The sequence below is a fragment of the Flavobacterium sp. genome (assembly GCF_031409475.1).
Lineage (GTDB): Bacteria > Bacteroidota > Bacteroidia > Flavobacteriales > Flavobacteriaceae > Flavobacterium.
Window position 1 is genome coordinate 17,250 of sequence record NZ_JANNXH010000043.1, and the last position, 19,668, is coordinate 36,917.

The window sequence follows — 19,668 nt, forward strand, 5'->3', positions numbered from 1 at the left end:
AATTTTTCAGAAAACGCCTCAATTTATTGAGGCGTTTTTTTTATATTTATAAAATGACAAACACTTCTTTTTTAGATAGGATAGCAACGGTTTTAATCGATAATTATGAAGATAAGTTATCTAACACAATTGTCGTTCTGCCAAACAAGAGGGCCAAAATATTTTTGATAGAAGCACTAAAAAAACAAGTTGCAAATAACATATTTTCCCCAGAAATAATTAGCATTGAAGATTTTGTACAGGAAGTTTCTGGCGTTCGTGCCATTGACCCAATAGAATTATTGTTTGAATTTTATCAAGTGTATCTGTCAATTACAGATGCCAACAATCAACAATCATTTGAATTATTTGCCAATTGGGCAAAAACATTGCTACAGGATTTCAATGAAATAGACCGCTATTTGTTAGAACCTTTACATGTTTTGTCCTATCTAAAAGATATTGAAGACATCAAAAAATGGGGTATAGAAGTCGAAAACAAAACTCCATTGCTCGAAAAATACATTGATTTCTGGAAATTATTACCACATTATTACCAATCGCTTTATGCTCATTTACTGGGTAAAGGAATTGGTTATCAAGGATTAATTTACCGCGAAGCCGTTAATAATCTCATTCGTTTTTCAGATTCTATACAAGGAAAAACTTTTGTATTTGCAGGATTTAATGCGTTGAATGCTGCCGAAGAAAAAATAATTCAGCACCTTATCACTTCGGAGCAAGCCAAAATATTTTGGGATATAGATCAAGCGTTTCTATACGACAAATACCATGATGCGGGTTTGTTTGTAAGACGTTTCAAAGACAGTTGGAAACATTACAAATCCAATCCTTTTGAATGGATTGTTGACGATTTTTCAAAATCCAAAAACATTCAAGTTATTGGTACGCCAAAAAGTATTGGGCAAGCTAAAATTGCAGGAAGTATTATCGAAAAAATCAGTATTGATAATCCAATTGCAACTCTAGATAAAGTTGCAGTTGTACTTGGAGAAGAGAGTTTATTAGTGCCACTTTTATATGCTTTACCCGCTACAGTTGGTGCCTTAAACATTACTATGGGATATTCCAGTAAGAACAATCCAGCACAAATTTTGATTGCAAAATTGTTTAAAATGCACACCAATGCCTTGTCAAGAAACGCTTCGAGTTATGTGTTTTATTACAAAGATGTGCTTGATATTCTTACGCATCCTTTGGTTGAGTCTTATGCAAATACTAATAATTTAGTTTATACTATTAATCAAAACAATTATACGTTTATTACTCATAAAAAACTTTTTGAAATCAATGAAAGCCAAAGCGAATTATTCACTTTGCTATTTCAAAAATGGGAAAACGGTTCGGGTGCGGTTTTAGAAACCTTATCGAGTTTATTAGTTATGCTTAAAACGAATTTAAGCAATAATAATCATGAAGAAAAAATAACAAAAGCCTTTATTTTTGCTATTTTCAAGGTCATCAATAAGCTAATTAACTACTATTCAAAACACAAACATATTGACAAAATAGAAACTCTTTATGCCATTTATAAACAAGTAATTGATCTCGCCGAAGTTTCTTTTGAAGGAGAACCATTGAACGGTTTACAAATCATGGGTGTTCTAGAAAGCCGTGTTTTAGATTTTGAAACTGTGATTGTTACCTCAATGAATGAAGGCAAATTTCCAGCCGGAAAATCCATGAATTCATTTATTCCGTATGATATAAAAAGAGAATTGGGATTGCCTACTTTCAAAGAAAAAGATGCCATTTACACTTATCATTTCTATCATTTATTACAACGAGCCAAAAATATTTATTTGATTTATAATACCGAAAGCGAAGGTATAGATGCTGGAGAAAAAAGCCGTTTCATTACCCAATTAGAAGTAGAAAAGCAATCCAACCACAATTTATCTCACGAAATTTACAATGCTGTTTTACCCGAAAAAGCTTATGAACCAATGCGCATTCCGAAGTCAGAAAGTGTAATGATTCGTTTGAAGGAAATCGCCGATAAAGGATTCTCACCTTCTGCTTTGACAAGTTACATCAGAAATCCAATTCAGTTTTATTTCCAAAAGATTTTACGCATTCGAGAAACCGAAGAAGTAGAAGAGAATATTGCTTTGAACACTCTAGGAACTATTATTCATGAAACTTTGAGGGTTTTATACCAGCCTTTTGTAGGAAAATTTATTTCCGAGACTGCTATTTTAAAATGTTTTAAACTTTTAGACGATGAAGTTTTAAAACAATTCAAACTGATTTATAAAGAAGGCGAAATCAAAAAAGGGCGCAACTTATTAGCTTTTGAAGTAGCGAAGCGCAATGTCTCTAATTTCTTGAAAGTGGAATTAGAAAGTATAAAAAATGGTGATGCTATAAAGATTATTGCATTGGAGCAAACTTATGAGCGCACTTTAAACCATCCTGATTTACCGTTTCCAGTAATGATAAAAGGAAATGTTGACAGAATCGAGGAACGAAATGGAAACATTAGAATCATAGACTATAAAACGGGTAAGGTCGAAAAGACGAATGTCACTTTGAAATCATGGTCAGGCTTAACCAAAGATATTAAAAACGAAAAAATTATTCAGGTTTTGGCGTATGCTTTTATGTATGAAAATGAAGCAAATGGCAAACCAATTCAAGCGGGAATTATTTCGTTCAAAAACTTAAAATCAGGATTTTTGCCTTTTAATTTCAAAGAAGATAAAGAAATTACCGAAATAATAACAGCGGATATTTTAAATGAGTATTTAGAACAAATTGTTTTGTTGTTAAGTGAAATTTTGGATGTAAATATCCCTTTTGAGGAAAAGGTTTAATATTTTTAATAAATTAAAATTTATACATAAATCGAGGATTTTAAGTTCAAAATAATCATAATCCGACTTTGATATCCAAGAATTTAATCTGTGTTTGAAATTAAAAGAGGTTACTTTTCTTGTTTTTATCCCTATACAATCAGTAATGTTGCAGAAATTGGATGCGCAAAAGTTTTATTTAATTTTTTTAATTGTTTGCATATTAATTGTATATTTATCACTAAGCTCAATATTTTTAAAAAAAAAGTAAAAAAATAGTTTAAATAAAAATCTTAAAATGAAAAACAATTTACCAGTAATTGCTATTCTAGCTTTTTTAATTAGTGCATGCGCAACAACAAAAATCACCAAAACCGATGATTTATCTGGTATAACTTGGGAGTTGGATTATATATCAGGTTCACGAATTGCATTTGAAGGATTGTATCCAGACAAAAAGCCTCGAATCACATTTGATTCTGCCACAAATCAGGTAAGTGGAACAGCAAGTTGTAATGGATATTCGGCTAAATATACACTAAACGGAAACTTAATTTCATTTGGCGAACCAGGTATTACGACAATGATGTTTTGTGAAGGTGGCGGAGAAAATGCCTTTTTACAAACAATAAAAAAAGTAAATAACTACGCTATCGACAAAGAAAACAAACTCAACCTGATGGTTGACGGTGTAGCAATGATGCGATTTAAAAAAATTAAATAATTATGAAAAAAATAGTAACACTATCGTTTGTACTACTAGTATTTGCAAACTGTAAAAACAAAGAACAACAAGCAGAAACCAGTAATTCTAATCCAAAAGAAGTTACTCAAGAAATAGTTGCTGCCAAACTTGAAATAGGTTGTTATGTATATGATGACGAGAAAAATAATATCACGTTAGAAGTTACTGAAAACAAGACGCCTATTTCAGGAAATTTATCGTATTCATTGTCTGAAAAAGACAAAAACACGGGTAGTTTTATAGGTGAAATTAAAGCAGATTTACTAATAGCAACTTACACTTTTAATTCTGAAGGAAAAACGTCAACAAGACAAGTTGCTTTCAAATTAGAAAACGATAAACTTATCGAAGGTTATGGCGAACTCAATACTAACGGAACTACTTTTAAAGGCGTAAGTAGTTTAAATTTTGATTCAAAAATGCCATTATTAAAATCAGATTGCGACAATCAAAAAAAAAACACCAGTTTAAAAGCGGAAGTTCCTATTCAGAAATAAGCAAAGCAAGTATTGATTTAAATACACTAAAAATCAAGTTAAATAGCTTGACAAAAGGAGCTAAAGACAATAAAAGTGTTGCCTATTTACTATTCAATTCTGATAATTCAAAAGCCGAAGTTTTTTTGCCAAAAAACAACAAAGGGATTGTTCTAACAAAATCAAAACACGGAAATTGGATATTTGAGGGTTACACACTAATAAGCTGGAAAGGCTATGTTTTGCAAGAAAATGGGATTTCAATATTTGGTGGAGAATGAGTTTAACAACAGACTAAACTTTCTTCAAAAAATCCTTCAAAACCACTTTTAATTCTTCTATATTTTCAATATGACTCATGTGTCCGTCTGGGAAAGTGACTAATTTCACGGAAGTATTTTCTATTTGTTTCACATTTTCTTCATAGTTCAAAACCCCATCTTTTTTACCTAAAATCAGCAATTTTGGATACGAAGTTGTGTGCAAAATCAGATTCCTATCCTTGCGAATTTTCATGCCTTCGAGCGAAGCAACTATGCCTTGCAAAGGGGTTTTTAAAGCTTCGATTTTTGTGTTTTCGATTTCAGTAGTACGTTTTTCTCTATTGTCTTCGCTGAATAAATTAGCAATACTCAATCGCACAAAGCTGGTATAATCTTTTTTTACCATTTTTATAGCTCGAGCTCTGTTTTTTTTCTTTTCATCACTATCAGCGAGAGAAGTTGAGTTCAATAAAACCATTCCTTTTATAGAATCAGGATACATTTCGGCGAAAGCCAAAGCCACATAACCGCCCATAGAATGTCCTACAAAAATCACTTTTCGAACCCGCAATTCATGCAAAACTTTGTGAACAACCGCAGCATTATCTTCCATAGAATGCACATAACCCATAGATTCTGTTTCACCATGACCCAATAAATCAATAGTTATAACACGGTTTTTTTTGCTCAATTCAGGAATAAAATCCTGCCACATTTTCTGGTTTTCAAGAAAACCGTGAAGTAAAACCACAGCGGTTCCTTTTCCAGTATTGGAATAAGAGATTTTTGTGTTTTTGTAGAGGAGTTGGTTCATCGGTTTAAACTTGAAACAAAAATAGAATTAAAATTTTTAAACCAAATTAGTAAAAGATATTAATACTGATTTACTTTACAAATCCCCATATACTTGTCATTCCGAAGTATGAGGAATCTCATAATGAGATGCTTCCTTTGTAAGCAGGACAACTTGGTGTATAATGAAGTATAAAAACCCATATACTTGTCATTCCGAAGCATGAGGAATCTCATAATGAGATGCTTCCTTTGTCAGCAGGACAACTTGGTGTATAATGAAGTATAAAAAACGGCTCACATTCCTGCAAACCGTCTATCATCTATTAGTCTATTTTCTTTTCTCTAAATCAAGAATTCATTAAACTCTCAATTTCGTCCACTTCAATCGGGATATTTCGCATTAAGTTAAACGGTTCGCCACTTTCCTGAATCACTACATTATCTTCTATTCGAATTCCAAAACCTTCGGCGGGAATATAAATTCCGGGTTCTACGGTAAAAACCATATTAGTTTGCATGGGTTCGTGTAATAATCCGTAATCGTGCGTGTCTAAACCCATGTGGTGCGACGTTCCGTGCATAAAATATTTTTTGTAAGCTGGCCAATCTGGATTTTCGTTTTGCACATCGGCTTTGTCAATTAATCCCAAACCGAGCAGTTCTGAGGTCATGATTTTGCCCACTTCAACATGATATTGTTTCCATAATGTTCCTGGAATAAGCATTTTAGTAGCTTCGTTTTTAACTTTTAAAACAGCACTATAAACCGCTTTTTGTCTTTCGGTAAATTTCCCTGAAACTGGAATTACACGTGTCATATCGCTAGAATAATTAGCATATTCTGCGGCAACGTCAAGCAAGATTAAATCGCCAGCTTTGCATTGTTGGTTGTTTTCGATGTAATGCAACACGTTTGCATTATTCCCCGAAGCAATAATGGGTGTGTAGGCAAATCCTCTGGAACGATTTCTGACGAATTCGTGAATCAATTCGGCTTCGATTTCATACTCCATAACATTTGGTTTTACAAAGGATAATAATCTTCTAAAACCCATTTCGGTGATGTTACAGGCGTTTTGGATTAAATCCAGTTCTTCACTTTCCTTTATAGACCGATTGCGTTGTAATATCGGATTGCTTTTCGCCACTTGATGTGCAGGATATTTAGCTTTCCACCATTTTACAAAGCGTGCTTCACGGGTTTCGGTTTCAACAGAAGCACGATAATGCTCGTTAGTATTGATGTACATGATTTCCGAATACGTCATCATTTCGTTGAGAATTTTCTCAAAATCGGTTAACCAGTACACCGTTTTAATTCCGGAAACTTCAAAAGCGCGGTCTTTGGTTAGTTTTTCGCCTTCCCACACGGCAATGTGTTCGCTGGTTTCTTTGAGGAACAAAATCTCTCGTTGGTTCTCATAAGGCGCATCTGGAAAAAGCAACAAAATACTTTCTTCTTGATCCACACCTGTTAAATATAAAATATCTCGGTGTTGTGCAAAAGGCAAAGTGCTATCGGCAGAAACAGGATAAATATCATTTGAATTAAAAACCGCCACGCTTTTTGGCTTCATTTGAGATACAAATTTGGCGCGATTTTTAATATAAAGTTGTCGATCGATTTGATGGTATTTCATATCTGTAAAATTTATTTGTTAGTGGTCAAACCTGTCTGCCGACAGGCGGATATGTTGGAGCCTTTTTATTTATTGGTGTTTAATTCACTAAACTTTATTTTTATCGGTGTTCAGTGAATTTTATTTACTTACGCAAACTTGTTTTTAGTGGCGACTTCCTAATAATTAGTTTTTCACACTTGGAATATTCAAAAATAGCAACTTTAACAGTAATTGGATGTTATTTTCGCAATAAATTTTTTAATAACTATTTTTAGTATTAATTTTAAAAAAAAATAATTATGAAAAAAACCCTTCTTTTTTTGGTCTTATTATTCCAAAGTTTTATTTCACTTCAGGCTCAATCTACAGTAACACAATCTCTTTTTCAAAATGTTGTTTTTAAGAACATTGGACCAACAATCATGAACGGAAGGGTTGTTGACATTGATGTAAATGAAGAAAACCCTATCGAATTTTACGTAGCTTATGCCTCAGGTGGATTATGGTATACGAACAACAATGGAACAAGTTTTACACCAGTAATGGATTCTGCTTTAACTCTAAACTGTGGTTCAATTGCAGTTGATTGGAAATCGGGGGCGATTTGGGTAGGAACTGGAGAGGTTAATTCCTCGCGATCTTCTTATGCAGGAGTTGGGCTTTTAAAGTCTACTGATAAAGGAAAAACATGGGAAAACAAAGGGCTTTTGGACAGTCAACATATTAGTAAAATAATAATAAATCCTAGTAATACAAACGAAATAATTGTAAGTGTAGTAGGTCATTTATACACAACAAACAGAGAAAGAGGAGTTTTTAAAACTACCGATGGAGGTAAAACTTGGAAACAAACGCTGTTCATAAACGATGAAACTGGAGTTATAGATATGACAGTTGCGCCAGATAATTCTGCAATTTTATATGTAACTTCTTGGCAAAAAGAGCGTAAAGCTTATAATTTTAAAGGCAACGGAATACATTCTGGGATTTATAAAAGTGCAGATTCTGGCAACACATGGCAATTATTATCAACAAAGGAAAGTGGTTTCCCCAATAACGAAAACGTTGGTAGAATAGGGATCACGGCATTTAATGAAAATATAGTTTATGCTGTTTTAGACAATCAAAACAAGAAACCTTCGGTTAAAACTAATATTTCAAAAGATGCAAATTCCGCACTTTTCGAGACCGATGTCATAGGTGCTGAAATTTACAAATCTATAGATGGAGGTAAAATTTGGAAAAAAACAAACAATAATTATTTAGACGGTTTGTATTATACTTACGGATATTATTTTGGTGATATAACAGTAGATAAATCAAACCAAGACAGAATTTATTTAACAGGTGTTCCGCTTTTATTTTCAGATAATGGAGGAAAATCATCAGAAATTATAGATAAAGACAATGTTCATGCCGATCACCATGTAATATGGATAAATCCTAAAAATCCAAATCACATTATTAATGGTAATGATGGTGGTGTGAATATTTCATACGATAATGGAGAACATTGGATAACTTGTAATAGTAATGCAGTTGGGCAATTTTACGCTGTAAATGTAGATGAACAAGAACCGTATAATGTTTACGGTGGTTTGCAAGATAATGGAGTTTGGGTTGGACCAAGTAATTATCAAGAATCTCCAGAATGGCTTCGAGAAGGGAAGTATCCTTATGAAAGATTATCTGGTGGTGACGGAATGCAAATTCAAATAGACAAAAGAAATTCGAAAATTGTATATACAGGTTCTCAATATGGGGAATATTACAGGATTGATAGAGCAAATAATAAAGAAATCTATATTACTCCAAAAAGTAAAAAAGGAGAAAACCCATTCAGATACAATTGGCAAACGCCTATATTATTATCAGTTCATAATCAAGATATAGTATATTTTGGATCTAATTTTTTACACCGATCTATGAATCAAGGCGATACTTGGAGCTCCATTTCAGGGGATTTAACGAATGGTAAAAGAGAAGGAAATGTAGCTTATGGCACATTAACCACAATTAGCGAAAGCCCTTTTCAATTTGGTTTGATTTATACCGGAAGCGACGATGGTCTAATTCATGTTTCTAAAGACGGTGGAAATTCTTGGAGTAAAATATCCGATAATCTACCTAAAAATTTATGGGTTTCTAGAGTATTTGCTTCATCTCATAAAATGGAGCGTGTATATGCAACTTTAAATAGTTATCGAAACGATGATTTCACGAGTTATGTCTATGTTTCTGAGGATTATGGTCAAACCTGGAAAAATACAGCAAATAATTTACCGTCAAGCCCGGTAAATGTTATAGTCGAAGACAATTTAAATCAAGATATTTTATATGTGGGTACAGATAATGGTATTTATATTTCTCTTGACAAAGGTGCGACTTGGAACGATTTCTCAATGGGTGTTCCTCATGTTGCGGTTCACGATTTAGTAATCCAGAAAAAAGCAAAAGATTTAATTGTAGGTACACACGGACGTTCTATTTATAAAACTAGTATAGCATTTGTACAACAATTAAACACCGAAATGCTTAATAAAAGCATCAATGTGTTTGAAGTAACCAAAATAAAAAAATGGGATAAGTGGGGAGAAAAACGAGGAACTTGGGGAAAACCTTTTGAACCTAAAGCTGAAATTTGGTTTTATTCTAATTCAGATTCTGAGGTTATTTTACAAATTGTAAACGACCAAAAGGAGGTTGTATATACACAAAATATAAAATGCAGTAACGGGTTAAATAAATACGATTACGACCTTTCATTAAATCAAGAAGCCGCTAACAAATGGAATTTAAAAAACAAAGATGTAAAAATAAAGATTGCTGAAAACGGCAAAAACTATCTTCCCGTTTCAAAATATAAAATTAGTATTCAAAAAGGGACAGAAAAGACAGTAACAGATTTTGAAATTTTAGCATCCAAATAAAAAAAGAGAGATGCATTTTTAAAATGAAAAAAGCGTATTTCAATTCTTATGCTTTATACTTTAAACTGAATATAAATAAGCCTCACAAGGTTGCAATATTTTTTAAAATGCATTATTTTTGTGAATCTTATTCAAAATAAATCATTAATTATATTATGGCAAACTCTTCAATATTGAAATCATCAATAGCAAAAAAAGTAGCGATGGCACTTTCGGGACTTTTTTTGATTACATTTCTATCATTACACTTTTTCGTCAATTTTGTTTCGGTATTTAGTGCCGAAAATTATAATGCGATGTCTCATTTTATGGGTTATAATCCATTAATTCAATTCGTTATGCAGCCCATTTTGATTGCGGGAGTTATTTTTCATTTCGTAATGGGTTTTGTTTTAGATATAAAAAACAGAAGTGCTAGACCAATTAAGTATGCAAATTACAACGGTGCAGCAAATGCCTCTTGGACTTCAAGAAATATGATTATTTCCGGAGTGGTAGTGTTGGCTTTTTTATTGTTGCACATGTATGATTTTTGGTTTGCAGAAATGACCTATAAATATATTGATGTAAATGCTATTAATGAAACGAGATATTATGAAGAACTAGTTCATAAATTCGAAACTCCTGTTCGTACAGCTATATATTGTATTGCATTTGTGCTTTTGTCGTTGCACTTGTGGCACGGTTTTAATTCTTCGTTTCAATCGGTAGGGTTCAACAATAAATATTCAAAATCATTACATAAATTGGGATATGCTTTCGCAATAGTGATTCCTTTTGGGTTTATTTTTATTGCATTATTTCATCATTTTAATCATATTTAATATTTAATTATAATGGCATTAGATTCAAAAGTTCCTAGTGGTCCAATTTCGGACAAATGGGTAAATTATAAAAATCATATTAATTTAGTAAATCCAGCTAACAAACGTAATATTGACATTATCGTTGTAGGAACTGGACTTGCTGGAAGTTCTGCAGCTGCAACTTTGGCAGAATTAGGATACAATGTAAAAACATTTTGTTTTCAAGATTCTCCTCGTCGTGCACACTCAATCGCTGCACAAGGAGGAATTAACGCGGCTAAGAATTATCAAGGTGATGGAGATTCTACTTTCCGTTTGTTTTATGATACTATAAAAGGAGGCGATTATCGTTCTCGTGAGGCAAACGTTCACCGTTTAGCCGAAGTTTCGACTAATATTATTGACCAATGTGTAATGCAAGGCGTTCCGTTGGCTAGAGAATATGGCGGATTACTAGACAATCGTTCTTTTGGAGGAACATTGGTAGCCAGAACATTTTATGCAAAAGGTCAAACCGGACAACAATTATTACTTGGAGCCTATTCTGCAATGAATCGTCAAATAGGTCGTGGCAAAATAAAATCGCACGCACGCCATGAAATGCTAGATTTAGTAGTAGTTGATGGAAAAGCACGTGGGATTATTGCACGTGATTTAGTCTCGGGAGAAATTGAAAGACATTCTGCGCACGCTGTAGTTATTGCTTCTGGAGGTTATGGAAATGTGTTTTTCCTTTCCACCTATGCAATGGGAAGTAACGTTACAGCAGCTTGGAAAATTCACAAAAAAGGAGCTTTTTTTGCCAATCCCTGTTACACACAAATTCACCCAACTTGCATTCCTGTTTCAGGAGATCACCAATCGAAGTTGACATTAATGTCAGAATCATTGCGTAATGACGGTCGAATTTGGGTTCCAGCAAAATTGGAAGATGCTCAAGCCATTCGTGATGGAAAGAAAAAACCAACAGATTTATCGGAATCAGAAAGAGATTATTATTTAGAAAGACGTTATCCTGCATTTGGAAATCTTGTTCCCCGTGATATTGCCTCTCGAGCTGCAAAGGAAAGATGTGATGCAGGTTTTGGAGTAAATAAAACAGGTGAAGCAGTTTATTTAGATTTTGCTGCCTCAATACAACGTTACGGAAAAGAGCAAGCTTATGTAAAAGGCTTAGATGTTAATGATGCTAAATTAATCATCGATTTAGGAGTGGCTGTTGTTGCTAATAAATATGGTAACTTATTCCAAATGTATGAGAAAATTGTTGACGAAGATCCATACAAAACTCCAATGATGATCTACCCTGCAGTGCATTACACAATGGGCGGAACTTGGGTCGACTATAATTTACAGACTACAATTCCGGGTTGTTTCTCTATTGGAGAATCCAATTTTTCTGATCACGGCGCCAATAGATTAGGTGCTTCGGCACTAATGCAAGGCTTAGCCGATGGTTATTTTGTGTTACCGTATACCATTGGAGATTATTTAGCTCCAGAAATTAAAACAGGACCAATATCTACCGATTTGCCTGAATTTGTCGAAGCAGAGAAAAAGGTAAAAGCTCAAATAGAGCAATTTATAAACAATAATGGAACAAAATCCGTTGATTATTTTCATAAGAAATTAGGTAAAATAATGTGGAATAATGTGGGTATGGCACGAAATGCTAAAGGATTGACTGAAGCCATTGAAGAAATTGCTGCTTTGCGCGAAGCATTTTATAAAGACGTCAAAGTGCCCGGAACTGCTGATAGTTTTAATCCAGAATTAGCAAAAGCAGGACGGGTTGCAGATTTCCTTGAATTAGGCGAGTTGTTTGCAAAAGATGCTTTACACCGCAAGGAATCTTGTGGAGGACATTTCCGTGAAGAATACCAAACCGAAGATGGAGAAGCACAACGTGACGACGAAAATTTCGCTTATGTTGCCGCATGGGAATACAAAGGAAAACCTAGTGATGCGGTTTTGCACAAAGAACCATTGGTATACGAAAATATTAAATTAGTAACTCGTAGTTATAAGTAAAATAAGTTAAGAGTTAAAGGTTATGAGTTCATTAAAGTCATTTGAAGATTTAGAATGTTGGAAAGCGGCAAGAGAATTAAGAATATTTGTTGCGCAAAATATAATACCTAAATTTTCAGTTGATGAAAAAATATGCTTTAACTAGTCAATTAAGACGATCTTCAAGATCTGTAAGTGATAATATAGCTGAGGAATATGGCAGATTTCACTATCAAGAAAACATTCAATTTTGTAGAACTGCTAGAGGTTCATTGTGCGAATCATTAAATCAAGTAATTACTGCGAGAGATGAAAATTATATTGATGAAGATTTGTTACAACAATTCAGAGAACGGTTTGAAAGAACCAAAGCGATTATAAATGGATATATTAATTATTTAGTTAAGACCAAAATGGAGTAGTTATAAAAATTTTAAATTATAACTTTTTATTTTACTTCTAACGTTTAACTCTTAACGTATAACACATAACATAAATTATGAAACTGAAATTAAAAATATGGCGTCAGCCAAATGCTAAATCTACAGGAAAAATTGTTGACTATTTTGTTGATGGTATTGAAAGCGATATGTCTTTTCTAGAAATGTTAGATATTCTAAACGAAGATTTAATTCAAAAAGGGGAAGATACAGTTGCTTTTGACCACGATTGTCGTGAGGGAATTTGTGGTTCGTGTTCTCTTTTTATCAATGGAGAAGCGCACGGGCCAGATCGAGGAATACCAACTTGTCAATTGCACATGCGCATGTTCAAAGACGGAGATGAAATCTATATCGAACCTTTTAGAGCAAAAGCGTTTCCAATTATAAAAGATTTAGTAGTCGATAGAAGTTCCTTTGACAGAATTCAGCAAGCAGGTGGATTTGTATCAGTAAATACGTCTGGTAATCCAGTAGATGCCAATACAATTCCAATTCCAAAAAAAGATGCAGACAGAGCTTTTGACGCTGCCACTTGCATTGGTTGCGGAGCATGTGTTGCGACTTGTAAAAACTCGTCGGCTATGTTATTTGTAGCTGCCAAAGTTTCTCAATACGCATTGCTACCACAAGGAAGAGTTGAAGCTACCGATCGAGTTTTAAATATGGTTGCACAAATGGATGCTGAAGGATTTGGAAACTGCACCAATACTGGAGCTTGCGAAGTGGAATGTCCTAAAGGAATTTCATTAGATTATATCGCACAAATGAACAGAGAATATTTGAGCGCAAGTTTACAAGGATAATCCCTTTTTGTCCTTCTGACGAAGGAAGAATCTCAAACGCACTCATAGATTTGGATGCGTTTTTTTTATCTTTATAAAAAACAAGGTTATGAGAATCATTATTATAGGTTCATTAATTTTAAATTTGCTTTTTTCTCAAAACAATTTTGGAAAAAGCATTGATTTAAAAAGACAGTTCGAAACAGAAAAGAATTTAATTGGGAATAAAATGAAAATCGCACTAATCCAATCTTCCTTATTCTGGGAAAACCCAATCGCAAATCGAAACAATTTCGAAGAAAAAATCAATGCTATTACTGAAAAAGTTGATTTAATTGTGCTTCCCGAAATGTTTACAACAGGTTTTACAATGAATCCAAATCCTGTCGCCGAAACCATGCAAGGCGAAACCATATTGTGGCTGCAATCTTTGGCGAAAGCGAAGAATTGTGCGATTACTGGAAGTTTAGTAATCGAAGAAAACAACAATTTCTACAATAGATTGGTTTTTGTTTTTCCAAATGGGGAAATAAAACAGTATGACAAAAAACACCTATTTACCTTGGCTGGAGAAGACAAAGTGTATACTTCTGGAAATCAAAAATTGATTGTTGATTATTTAGATTGGAAGATTTGCCCACTAGTATGTTACGATTTGCGTTTTCCGGTTTTTTCTAGAAATATCGAAGATTACGACATGTTGATTTACGTTGCCAATTGGCCAAAACCACGCGTAAATGCTTGGGATATTTTGCTTAAAGCACGATCTGTCGAAAATATGTGTTATACTATTGGCGTGAACAGAATAGGAATTGACACTAACAATTTAGAATATACTGGGCATTCACAAGTGGTTGATTATCTGGGAAATTCCAATGTTGAACCTCAAGAAATAGAAGGTGTTTTTATTACAGAATTAGATAAAAATAGGATGCTAGAAACACGAAAAAAGCTAGGTTTCCTGGTTGATCGTGACTAATTTAATACGTGGTTTTTTTCTTTTTTACAACTTTCTTTTTTGGTTCGGGAGAATAAGGTATACTTAAATCAAAAGGTTGAACCACATCCCAATTTGCTCGTACATCAATTCCTTTCGAAAAATAAATTACTTCTTCTGCTTGGCGCTTTTCTAAATAATTACCCGTGTCAAAAAAGTTGTTTTTATTGTCATCGTAAATTGCTCGTATTGAAAATACTGCGGGTTCTAGTAAATTAAAATCTATGGAAGTACTTTTTTCAGTCCCGATGCTTCGGGATCCAGTAGCGATAACATCACCTTTATCATTGGTCAATTCTACAATTACAGGGAATCGTTTTACATTGATTAGATTTACGGTTAGATTCCCATAATCGGCTAGACTTCGTGTAATTACTTTGAAGGTTAGTGTATCATTTGATTGTTCTAGATAATCAGTCAACGCACCAGGCATGAGCTTAAAAGTATAACTTTCGGATGGTTCTCTCTTAAAATCAAAAAATAATTGTTGGTTAAAATCATCGTACTCCGTTTTAAAAGCTATGCTTGTGGAGTCTTTGTTAATGAGTTTTATTTTTGAATTATCAAATTTAGTCAATGGTGTATTGGTTTCTAAAGTAAATCGCTCTCTAAAATTTAAAATTCCATTTTGCAAGGATTTAATATTCAAGGAGTCTTTTTTCTGATCTTTAATCTTAAATGTAAAACTTTGATTGTATTTGTCTTTTACAATTCCTATTGATAACGAATCGGCTTTAAGTGGATTAAACCACACTTGTAGCGAATCTTTTTTAGGCAATTGAGTACTAATTGTAGGTAAAACTATAGCTCCATTTTTGAGTGCTATTTCAATGTTTTTAACTTTTCCGTCATAAGGCAAAATCAATCTGTTTTTTGACACTTGAAAAGGTTTGTAAGTAGCAAAAGGCAATACTTCTTTAAATAATTTTAATTCAAATAGCGTATCATTTGGGATTGTAATAAACTGCTTGTTGAACCCAATTTTATCCTCGCTTGGATTAAATTTATTATTGTTATTATAATCTTTCATTGCCACCAATAGGTATTTTCCAGCTTTTAGATTTTCTAATTTAAACGTTTTCAAACTATCTAACGTATTGGTAACATATCTTGGATTTTCTTTATAAACCACAGAGTCTTTAAACGAATCATTCACTTCATAGAGCATTACCGAAACAAATGACTCTACTTCTTTGTTATAAGCATCTTTCACAGTTCCTTCAATCGATAAAGAGTCTATATATGCACCGGTTGAAAAAACATACTTGAACTGACTGTACGGATTTCCCTCATTGTTATCCTCAATACTTTGTCCAAAATTAAAACTATAAGTAGTGTTGGGTTGTAGTGTATCATTTATTTTTACGGTCAGATATTTGCTCGCATTTGTAGGCAAAATCAATGGCCCATTCTTCATTGGAGGCGAAATAATCAATTGCTTATTTAAGTTTTTAAGTTTGATGTATTCGTCAAATGTCAATTTTATTTCGTTCCCTTTAAAATTAGTGCTAAAATTTTTAGGGAAGCTTACTTTTAAAACGGGAGCAAGAGTATCTTTCAAACCTCCAGTAATTGTTCCTCTCTTGGCACAGCCAAATAGTGCCAATACCAGTAAAAACAGAATATATTTAAAATTGTTTTTCAACATAATGAATAAGAAATTAGAAGCTACAAAATAACAATTATATTTACTCTAATTGAAATTTTTATGAAATTATTAGTCTATTAACCCTGTTAGTCCCGAAGCCTCGGGATAAACCCTGACAGTGCTGCTATTTTAGAAAATCTAACTATGCGCCATCGCCATACATACAATGCTGATTTTTGCGCCAGGAATTTTAAGCAACGCATGGGAACAAGCATCTAAAGTTGAGCCTGTTGTAATAACATCGTCAATCAAGAGAAAATGTTTGTTGTAGTCTTTCTCGGTAAATGTAACATCAAAAATGGTATCGATTCCTTCAGTCCTTCCAAGAAAATTTTTTTTGGATTGAGTTTTGGAGTAGATATTTCTTTTTAAAATCGAATCATTATGAGGAACATCTAAATTTTTAGATAAGGATAAGCCAAAATTCGTTACTTGATTATAGCCTCTTTCTCGAAGCCGTTTCTTGTGAATTGGTACAGGAATAATCACATCTATAGTTTTTATGAGTTCTATCACCTTCAAATCTTCGGCATACCAATCGCCAAGTACAGTTCCTATTTCCTGATGCCCACGATATTTTAGACTGTGTATTAGTTCTTGAACAATGCCTTTTTTATGAAAATAAAGTAACGCTGATACATATTCAACGGGAATTCGTCCGTAAAACTTCTTGAAAGCTTCGTTTTCTGGATTCAAATGATGGTTTGTCAGTGGGATATTATGTCTGCAAAGTGTACAAATCACATTTTCATTGGTTAACAAAAAGGACTCACAGCCTGAACAAACGGGAGGAAAAAAAAGATTGATGAAGTTTTTGAACATAAAAAGTCATTTTATTTATAAAAATAAGCAAATCAATGCTTCAATCTTCAAGTAATTCCTTTTTTTTAACTTCACTTTTTATATTTTTGCACCACTATGGCAAAACAAGAAGATTTATTTAAGAATGTAATTTCGCACGCAAAGGAGTACGGATTTATTTTTCCGTCTAGCGAAATCTACGATGGTTTAAGCGCAGTTTATGATTATGCACAAAACGGAGTCGAATTAAAAAAGAACATACGAGAATATTGGTGGAAAGCCATGGTTCAAATGAACGACAACATCGTTGGACTTGATGCCGCAATATTAATGCACCCAACAACTTGGAAAGCTTCAGGTCACGTAGATGCTTTTAATGATCCATTAATAGACAACAAAGATTCTAAACGAAGATACAGAGCTGATGTTTTGATTGAAGATTATGCCGAAAAGCTAAATCAAAAAGCAATCAAAGAAATCGAAAAAGCCCGTGCTCGTTTTGGAGATGCTTTCAACGAACAAGAATTTGTAACCACAAACGCTAGAGTGATTGAGTACAAAGCCAAAGAAAGAGAAATTCTAGAAAGAATGGCTCGTTCGCTTGGCAACGAGAATCTTGAAGATGTAAAAGCATTAATCGAAGAACTTGAAATTGCTTGTCCTGAAACCGGTTCTAGAAATTGGACCGAAGTACGCCAATTCAACTTGATGTTTGGTACTAAATTAGGTGCTTCTGCAGACACAGCAATGGATTTATATTTACGACCAGAAACCGCTCAAGGTATTTTTGTCAATTTTTTGAATGTTCAAAAATCAGGACGAATGAAAGTGCCGTTCGGGATTGCTCAAACTGGAAAAGCGTTTAGAAACGAAATCGTAGCCAGACAATTCATTTTCCGCATGCGGGAATTTGAACAAATGGAAATGCAATATTTTGTAAAACCAAAGACCGAAATGATTTGGTACGAACATTGGAAAACGGCTCGATTAAAATGGCATTTATCACTTGGTTTAGGTGCAGCAAATTACCGTTTTCACGATCATGAAAAATTGGCACATTATGCTAATGCAGCTGCGGATATTGAGTTTAATTTCCCTTTTGGATTCAAAGAATTAGAAGGAATTCACTCTCGCACTGATTTCGATTTAAAAGCGCACGAACAATATTCTGGTAGAAAACTACAGTATTTTGATGCGGAGTTGAACCAAAATTATGTTCCTTATGTTGTAGAGACTTCGGTAGGATTAGATAGAATGTTCTTGGCAGTTTTTGCAACTTCTCTAAAAGAAGAAACATTAGAAGACGGTTCAACCAGAACGGTCTTGAAATTACCTTCGGTATTAGCACCAACAAAAGCGGCCATATTTCCCTTGGTAAAAAAAGATGGATTACCAGAAATTGCACACAAAATCATCGAAGATTTGCGTTGGGATTTCAATGTAGCTTATGATGAAAAAGATGCAGTAGGAAGACGTTATAGAAGACAAGATGCGCTAGGAACTCCTTTTTGTATCACTGTAGATCATCAAACTATCGAAGATCAAACCGTAACCATTCGTAATAGAGATACAATGAAACAAGATCGTGTAGCTATTGCAGATTTGAAATCGATTATTGAAAATGAAGTTTCAATGAAAAACTGGTTGATGAAAATGTAATCACAATTCAATTCTATAAAAAATGCTTCTCATCAGAGAAGCATTTTTAGTTTTAAAATCGATAACCCAGTGTTATCCCGCCACGACCAATAACTTCAGGACTGTAGTCATTAAATAAATTTCTACCAATGCCAGCATTTATTTCAAAAGTAAATCCTCTTTTGTGAATCCATTTTGAGCCTACGCCAAAGCCTAGTGCAAAGTCAGTGTATTTTTTTCCGTCAATATAATAACTAGTATTTGTGTTATAATCGTAATTATAAGAACTACCGTATTTCCCGGCACTAATCATACTGAAACCTTCAACAAAAAATCCAGCAGCTGGTTTTTTCCCAAAATAAGCACGGTAATAAGGTGTTAAACTGAAACTAGTATCAAAATCTTCTTCATTTACTACAAAGAATGAAATACCCAATCCTGTATCTTGGTTGAGCAAATGTTCATAGGTAACTTCAACAGCTCCTAATACTAGAAACAAAGCATTTACTTTAATTTCGTTTTTTAATGTTTCAGATTTTGATTTTTCTTGGCTGTTGCCAATTGCAGAAAATGTCAAAAACAAAATCAGTAGTGTTTTTTTCATAAAAATATTTTTTTTCAAATGTAGGATAAATTTGTAGAAAATCTATTTTGCATTTGTTAATTAACATTTTGGATTTATACTTTATCTCTTACAAATAATAAACAACTGTAAGGCTTTTACTTTATATTTTCTTAATATTAGAATTTACAAGCAGAAAAAAAATACAGTTTTAGGATAAACCAATGTGATTTGTCGGATTAATATGCAGTTCAACAAATTCTATTAACATTTGATAAATTTCTATTAACAACCTGCATGTAAATAAGAGTAAATATGTATTTTTAGAATGTTAAAAAAGCATTTTTTAATAAAA

16 protein-coding genes are annotated in these 19,668 nt (G+C 33.3%); 11 read left to right on the forward strand and 5 right to left on the reverse strand.

Annotated elements, in window-relative coordinates; translation table 11 throughout:
• Positions 1-53: 53 nt before the first annotated feature.
• The 4 genes from RMO53_RS07825 to RMO53_RS07840 all read left to right on the forward strand — a co-directional run bounded on the left by RMO53_RS07825 (position 54) and on the right by RMO53_RS07840 (position 4,297).
• Complete coding sequence (locus RMO53_RS07825; protein WP_310379433.1) at positions 54-2,816, forward strand: PD-(D/E)XK nuclease family protein; 2,763 nt, start codon at positions 54-56, stop codon at positions 2,814-2,816.
• Positions 2,817-3,093: 277 nt separating this feature from the next.
• Entirely contained in the window at positions 3,094-3,519 is a 426-nt protein-coding gene (locus RMO53_RS07830) for an META domain-containing protein (RefSeq protein ID WP_310379435.1), read from the forward strand.
• A 2-nt stretch (positions 3,520-3,521) separates the two neighbouring features.
• Positions 3,522-4,037, forward strand: a complete 516-nt coding sequence (locus RMO53_RS07835) for a hypothetical protein (protein WP_310379437.1) — start codon at positions 3,522-3,524, stop codon at positions 4,035-4,037.
• Between the two features lie 47 nt (positions 4,038-4,084).
• Complete coding sequence (locus RMO53_RS07840; protein WP_310379438.1) at positions 4,085-4,297, forward strand: hypothetical protein; 213 nt, start codon at positions 4,085-4,087, stop codon at positions 4,295-4,297.
• 13 nt (positions 4,298-4,310) lie between these two features.
• Here the strand turns inward: RMO53_RS07840 and RMO53_RS07845 are convergent, their stop codons facing one another.
• The gene (locus RMO53_RS07845; RefSeq protein WP_310379441.1) at positions 4,311-5,093 is read right to left on the reverse strand and encodes an alpha/beta fold hydrolase; all 783 of its coding nucleotides are present in this window, start codon (positions 5,091-5,093) and stop codon (positions 4,311-4,313) included.
• 328 nt (positions 5,094-5,421) lie between these two features.
• Complete coding sequence (locus RMO53_RS07850; protein ID WP_310379442.1) at positions 5,422-6,714, reverse strand: aminopeptidase P family protein; 1,293 nt, start codon at positions 6,712-6,714, stop codon at positions 5,422-5,424.
• Positions 6,715-6,995: 281 nt separating this feature from the next.
• Here RMO53_RS07850 and RMO53_RS07855 point away from each other — a divergent pair, with 281 nt between their 5' ends.
• From RMO53_RS07855 to RMO53_RS07880, 6 genes are all read left to right on the forward strand, one after another.
• On the forward strand, positions 6,996-9,626 hold the full coding sequence (locus tag RMO53_RS07855) for a sialidase family protein (protein ID WP_310379443.1): 2,631 nt from the start codon (positions 6,996-6,998) through the stop codon (positions 9,624-9,626).
• A gap of 155 nt (positions 9,627-9,781) precedes the next feature.
• On the forward strand, positions 9,782-10,450 hold the full coding sequence (locus tag RMO53_RS07860) for a succinate dehydrogenase cytochrome b subunit (protein ID WP_310379444.1): 669 nt from the start codon (positions 9,782-9,784) through the stop codon (positions 10,448-10,450).
• A gap of 12 nt (positions 10,451-10,462) precedes the next feature.
• Positions 10,463-12,463, forward strand: coding sequence for a fumarate reductase/succinate dehydrogenase flavoprotein subunit (locus tag RMO53_RS07865; RefSeq protein WP_310379446.1), 2,001 nt, complete (start codon positions 10,463-10,465; stop codon positions 12,461-12,463).
• Between the two features lie 122 nt (positions 12,464-12,585).
• Positions 12,586-12,864, forward strand: coding sequence for a four helix bundle protein (locus RMO53_RS07870; protein ID WP_310379447.1), 279 nt, complete (start codon positions 12,586-12,588; stop codon positions 12,862-12,864).
• Positions 12,865-12,941: 77 nt separating this feature from the next.
• Positions 12,942-13,688: a succinate dehydrogenase/fumarate reductase iron-sulfur subunit gene (locus RMO53_RS07875; protein ID WP_310379449.1), complete on the forward strand. Its 747-nt coding sequence runs from the start codon at positions 12,942-12,944 to the stop codon at positions 13,686-13,688.
• A 208-nt stretch (positions 13,689-13,896) separates the two neighbouring features.
• Positions 13,897-14,646 carry a nitrilase family protein gene (locus RMO53_RS07880; RefSeq protein WP_310379626.1) on the forward strand — a complete coding sequence of 250 codons (750 nt, stop codon included), beginning with the start codon at positions 13,897-13,899 and terminating at the stop codon, positions 14,644-14,646.
• Position 14,647: 1 nt separating this feature from the next.
• On the opposite strand, the gene RMO53_RS07885 is transcribed toward RMO53_RS07880, so the two are convergent.
• Positions 14,648-16,312, reverse strand: a complete 1,665-nt coding sequence (locus RMO53_RS07885; protein ID WP_310379450.1) for an Ig-like domain-containing protein — start codon at positions 16,310-16,312, stop codon at positions 14,648-14,650.
• 138 nt (positions 16,313-16,450) lie between these two features.
• Positions 16,451-17,134 carry a ComF family protein gene (locus RMO53_RS07890; RefSeq protein WP_310379452.1) on the reverse strand — a complete coding sequence of 228 codons (684 nt, stop codon included), beginning with the start codon at positions 17,132-17,134 and terminating at the stop codon, positions 16,451-16,453.
• 96 nt (positions 17,135-17,230) lie between these two features.
• Between RMO53_RS07890 and RMO53_RS07895 the strand changes: the two genes are divergently transcribed.
• Positions 17,231-18,772, forward strand: a complete 1,542-nt coding sequence (locus RMO53_RS07895; RefSeq protein WP_310379453.1) for a glycine--tRNA ligase — start codon at positions 17,231-17,233, stop codon at positions 18,770-18,772.
• A 52-nt stretch (positions 18,773-18,824) separates the two neighbouring features.
• On the opposite strand, the gene RMO53_RS07900 is transcribed toward RMO53_RS07895, so the two are convergent.
• Complete coding sequence (locus RMO53_RS07900) at positions 18,825-19,355, reverse strand: DUF3575 domain-containing protein (RefSeq protein ID WP_310379455.1); 531 nt, start codon at positions 19,353-19,355, stop codon at positions 18,825-18,827.
• Between the last annotated feature and the right edge of the window lie 313 nt (positions 19,356-19,668).

Excerpts from the sequence above, each read along its gene's own strand:
- RMO53_RS07850 (WP_310379442.1), bottom strand. The coding sequence starts at position 6,714 with ATGAAATACCATCAAATCGATCGACAACTTTATATTAAAAATCGCGCC.
- RMO53_RS07900 (WP_310379455.1), bottom strand. The coding sequence starts at position 19,355 with ATGAAAAAAACACTACTGATTTTGTTTTTGACATTTTCTGCAATTGGC.
- RMO53_RS07885 (WP_310379450.1), bottom strand. The coding sequence starts at position 16,312 with ATGTTGAAAAACAATTTTAAATATATTCTGTTTTTACTGGTATTGGCA.
- RMO53_RS07880 (WP_310379626.1), top strand. The coding sequence starts at position 13,897 with ATGAAAATCGCACTAATCCAATCTTCCTTATTCTGGGAAAACCCAATC.
- RMO53_RS07870 (WP_310379447.1), top strand. The coding sequence starts at position 12,586 with ATGAAAAAATATGCTTTAACTAGTCAATTAAGACGATCTTCAAGATCT.
- RMO53_RS07895 (WP_310379453.1), top strand. The coding sequence starts at position 17,231 with ATGGCAAAACAAGAAGATTTATTTAAGAATGTAATTTCGCACGCAAAG.
- RMO53_RS07825 (WP_310379433.1), top strand. The coding sequence starts at position 54 with ATGACAAACACTTCTTTTTTAGATAGGATAGCAACGGTTTTAATCGAT.
- RMO53_RS07855 (WP_310379443.1), top strand. The coding sequence starts at position 6,996 with ATGAAAAAAACCCTTCTTTTTTTGGTCTTATTATTCCAAAGTTTTATT.
- RMO53_RS07890 (WP_310379452.1), bottom strand. The coding sequence starts at position 17,134 with ATGTTCAAAAACTTCATCAATCTTTTTTTTCCTCCCGTTTGTTCAGGC.
- RMO53_RS07845 (WP_310379441.1), bottom strand. The coding sequence starts at position 5,093 with ATGAACCAACTCCTCTACAAAAACACAAAAATCTCTTATTCCAATACT.
- RMO53_RS07860 (WP_310379444.1), top strand. The coding sequence starts at position 9,782 with ATGGCAAACTCTTCAATATTGAAATCATCAATAGCAAAAAAAGTAGCG.
- RMO53_RS07875 (WP_310379449.1), top strand. The coding sequence starts at position 12,942 with ATGAAACTGAAATTAAAAATATGGCGTCAGCCAAATGCTAAATCTACA.
- RMO53_RS07830 (WP_310379435.1), top strand. The coding sequence starts at position 3,094 with ATGAAAAACAATTTACCAGTAATTGCTATTCTAGCTTTTTTAATTAGT.
- RMO53_RS07835 (WP_310379437.1), top strand. The coding sequence starts at position 3,522 with ATGAAAAAAATAGTAACACTATCGTTTGTACTACTAGTATTTGCAAAC.
- RMO53_RS07865 (WP_310379446.1), top strand. The coding sequence starts at position 10,463 with ATGGCATTAGATTCAAAAGTTCCTAGTGGTCCAATTTCGGACAAATGG.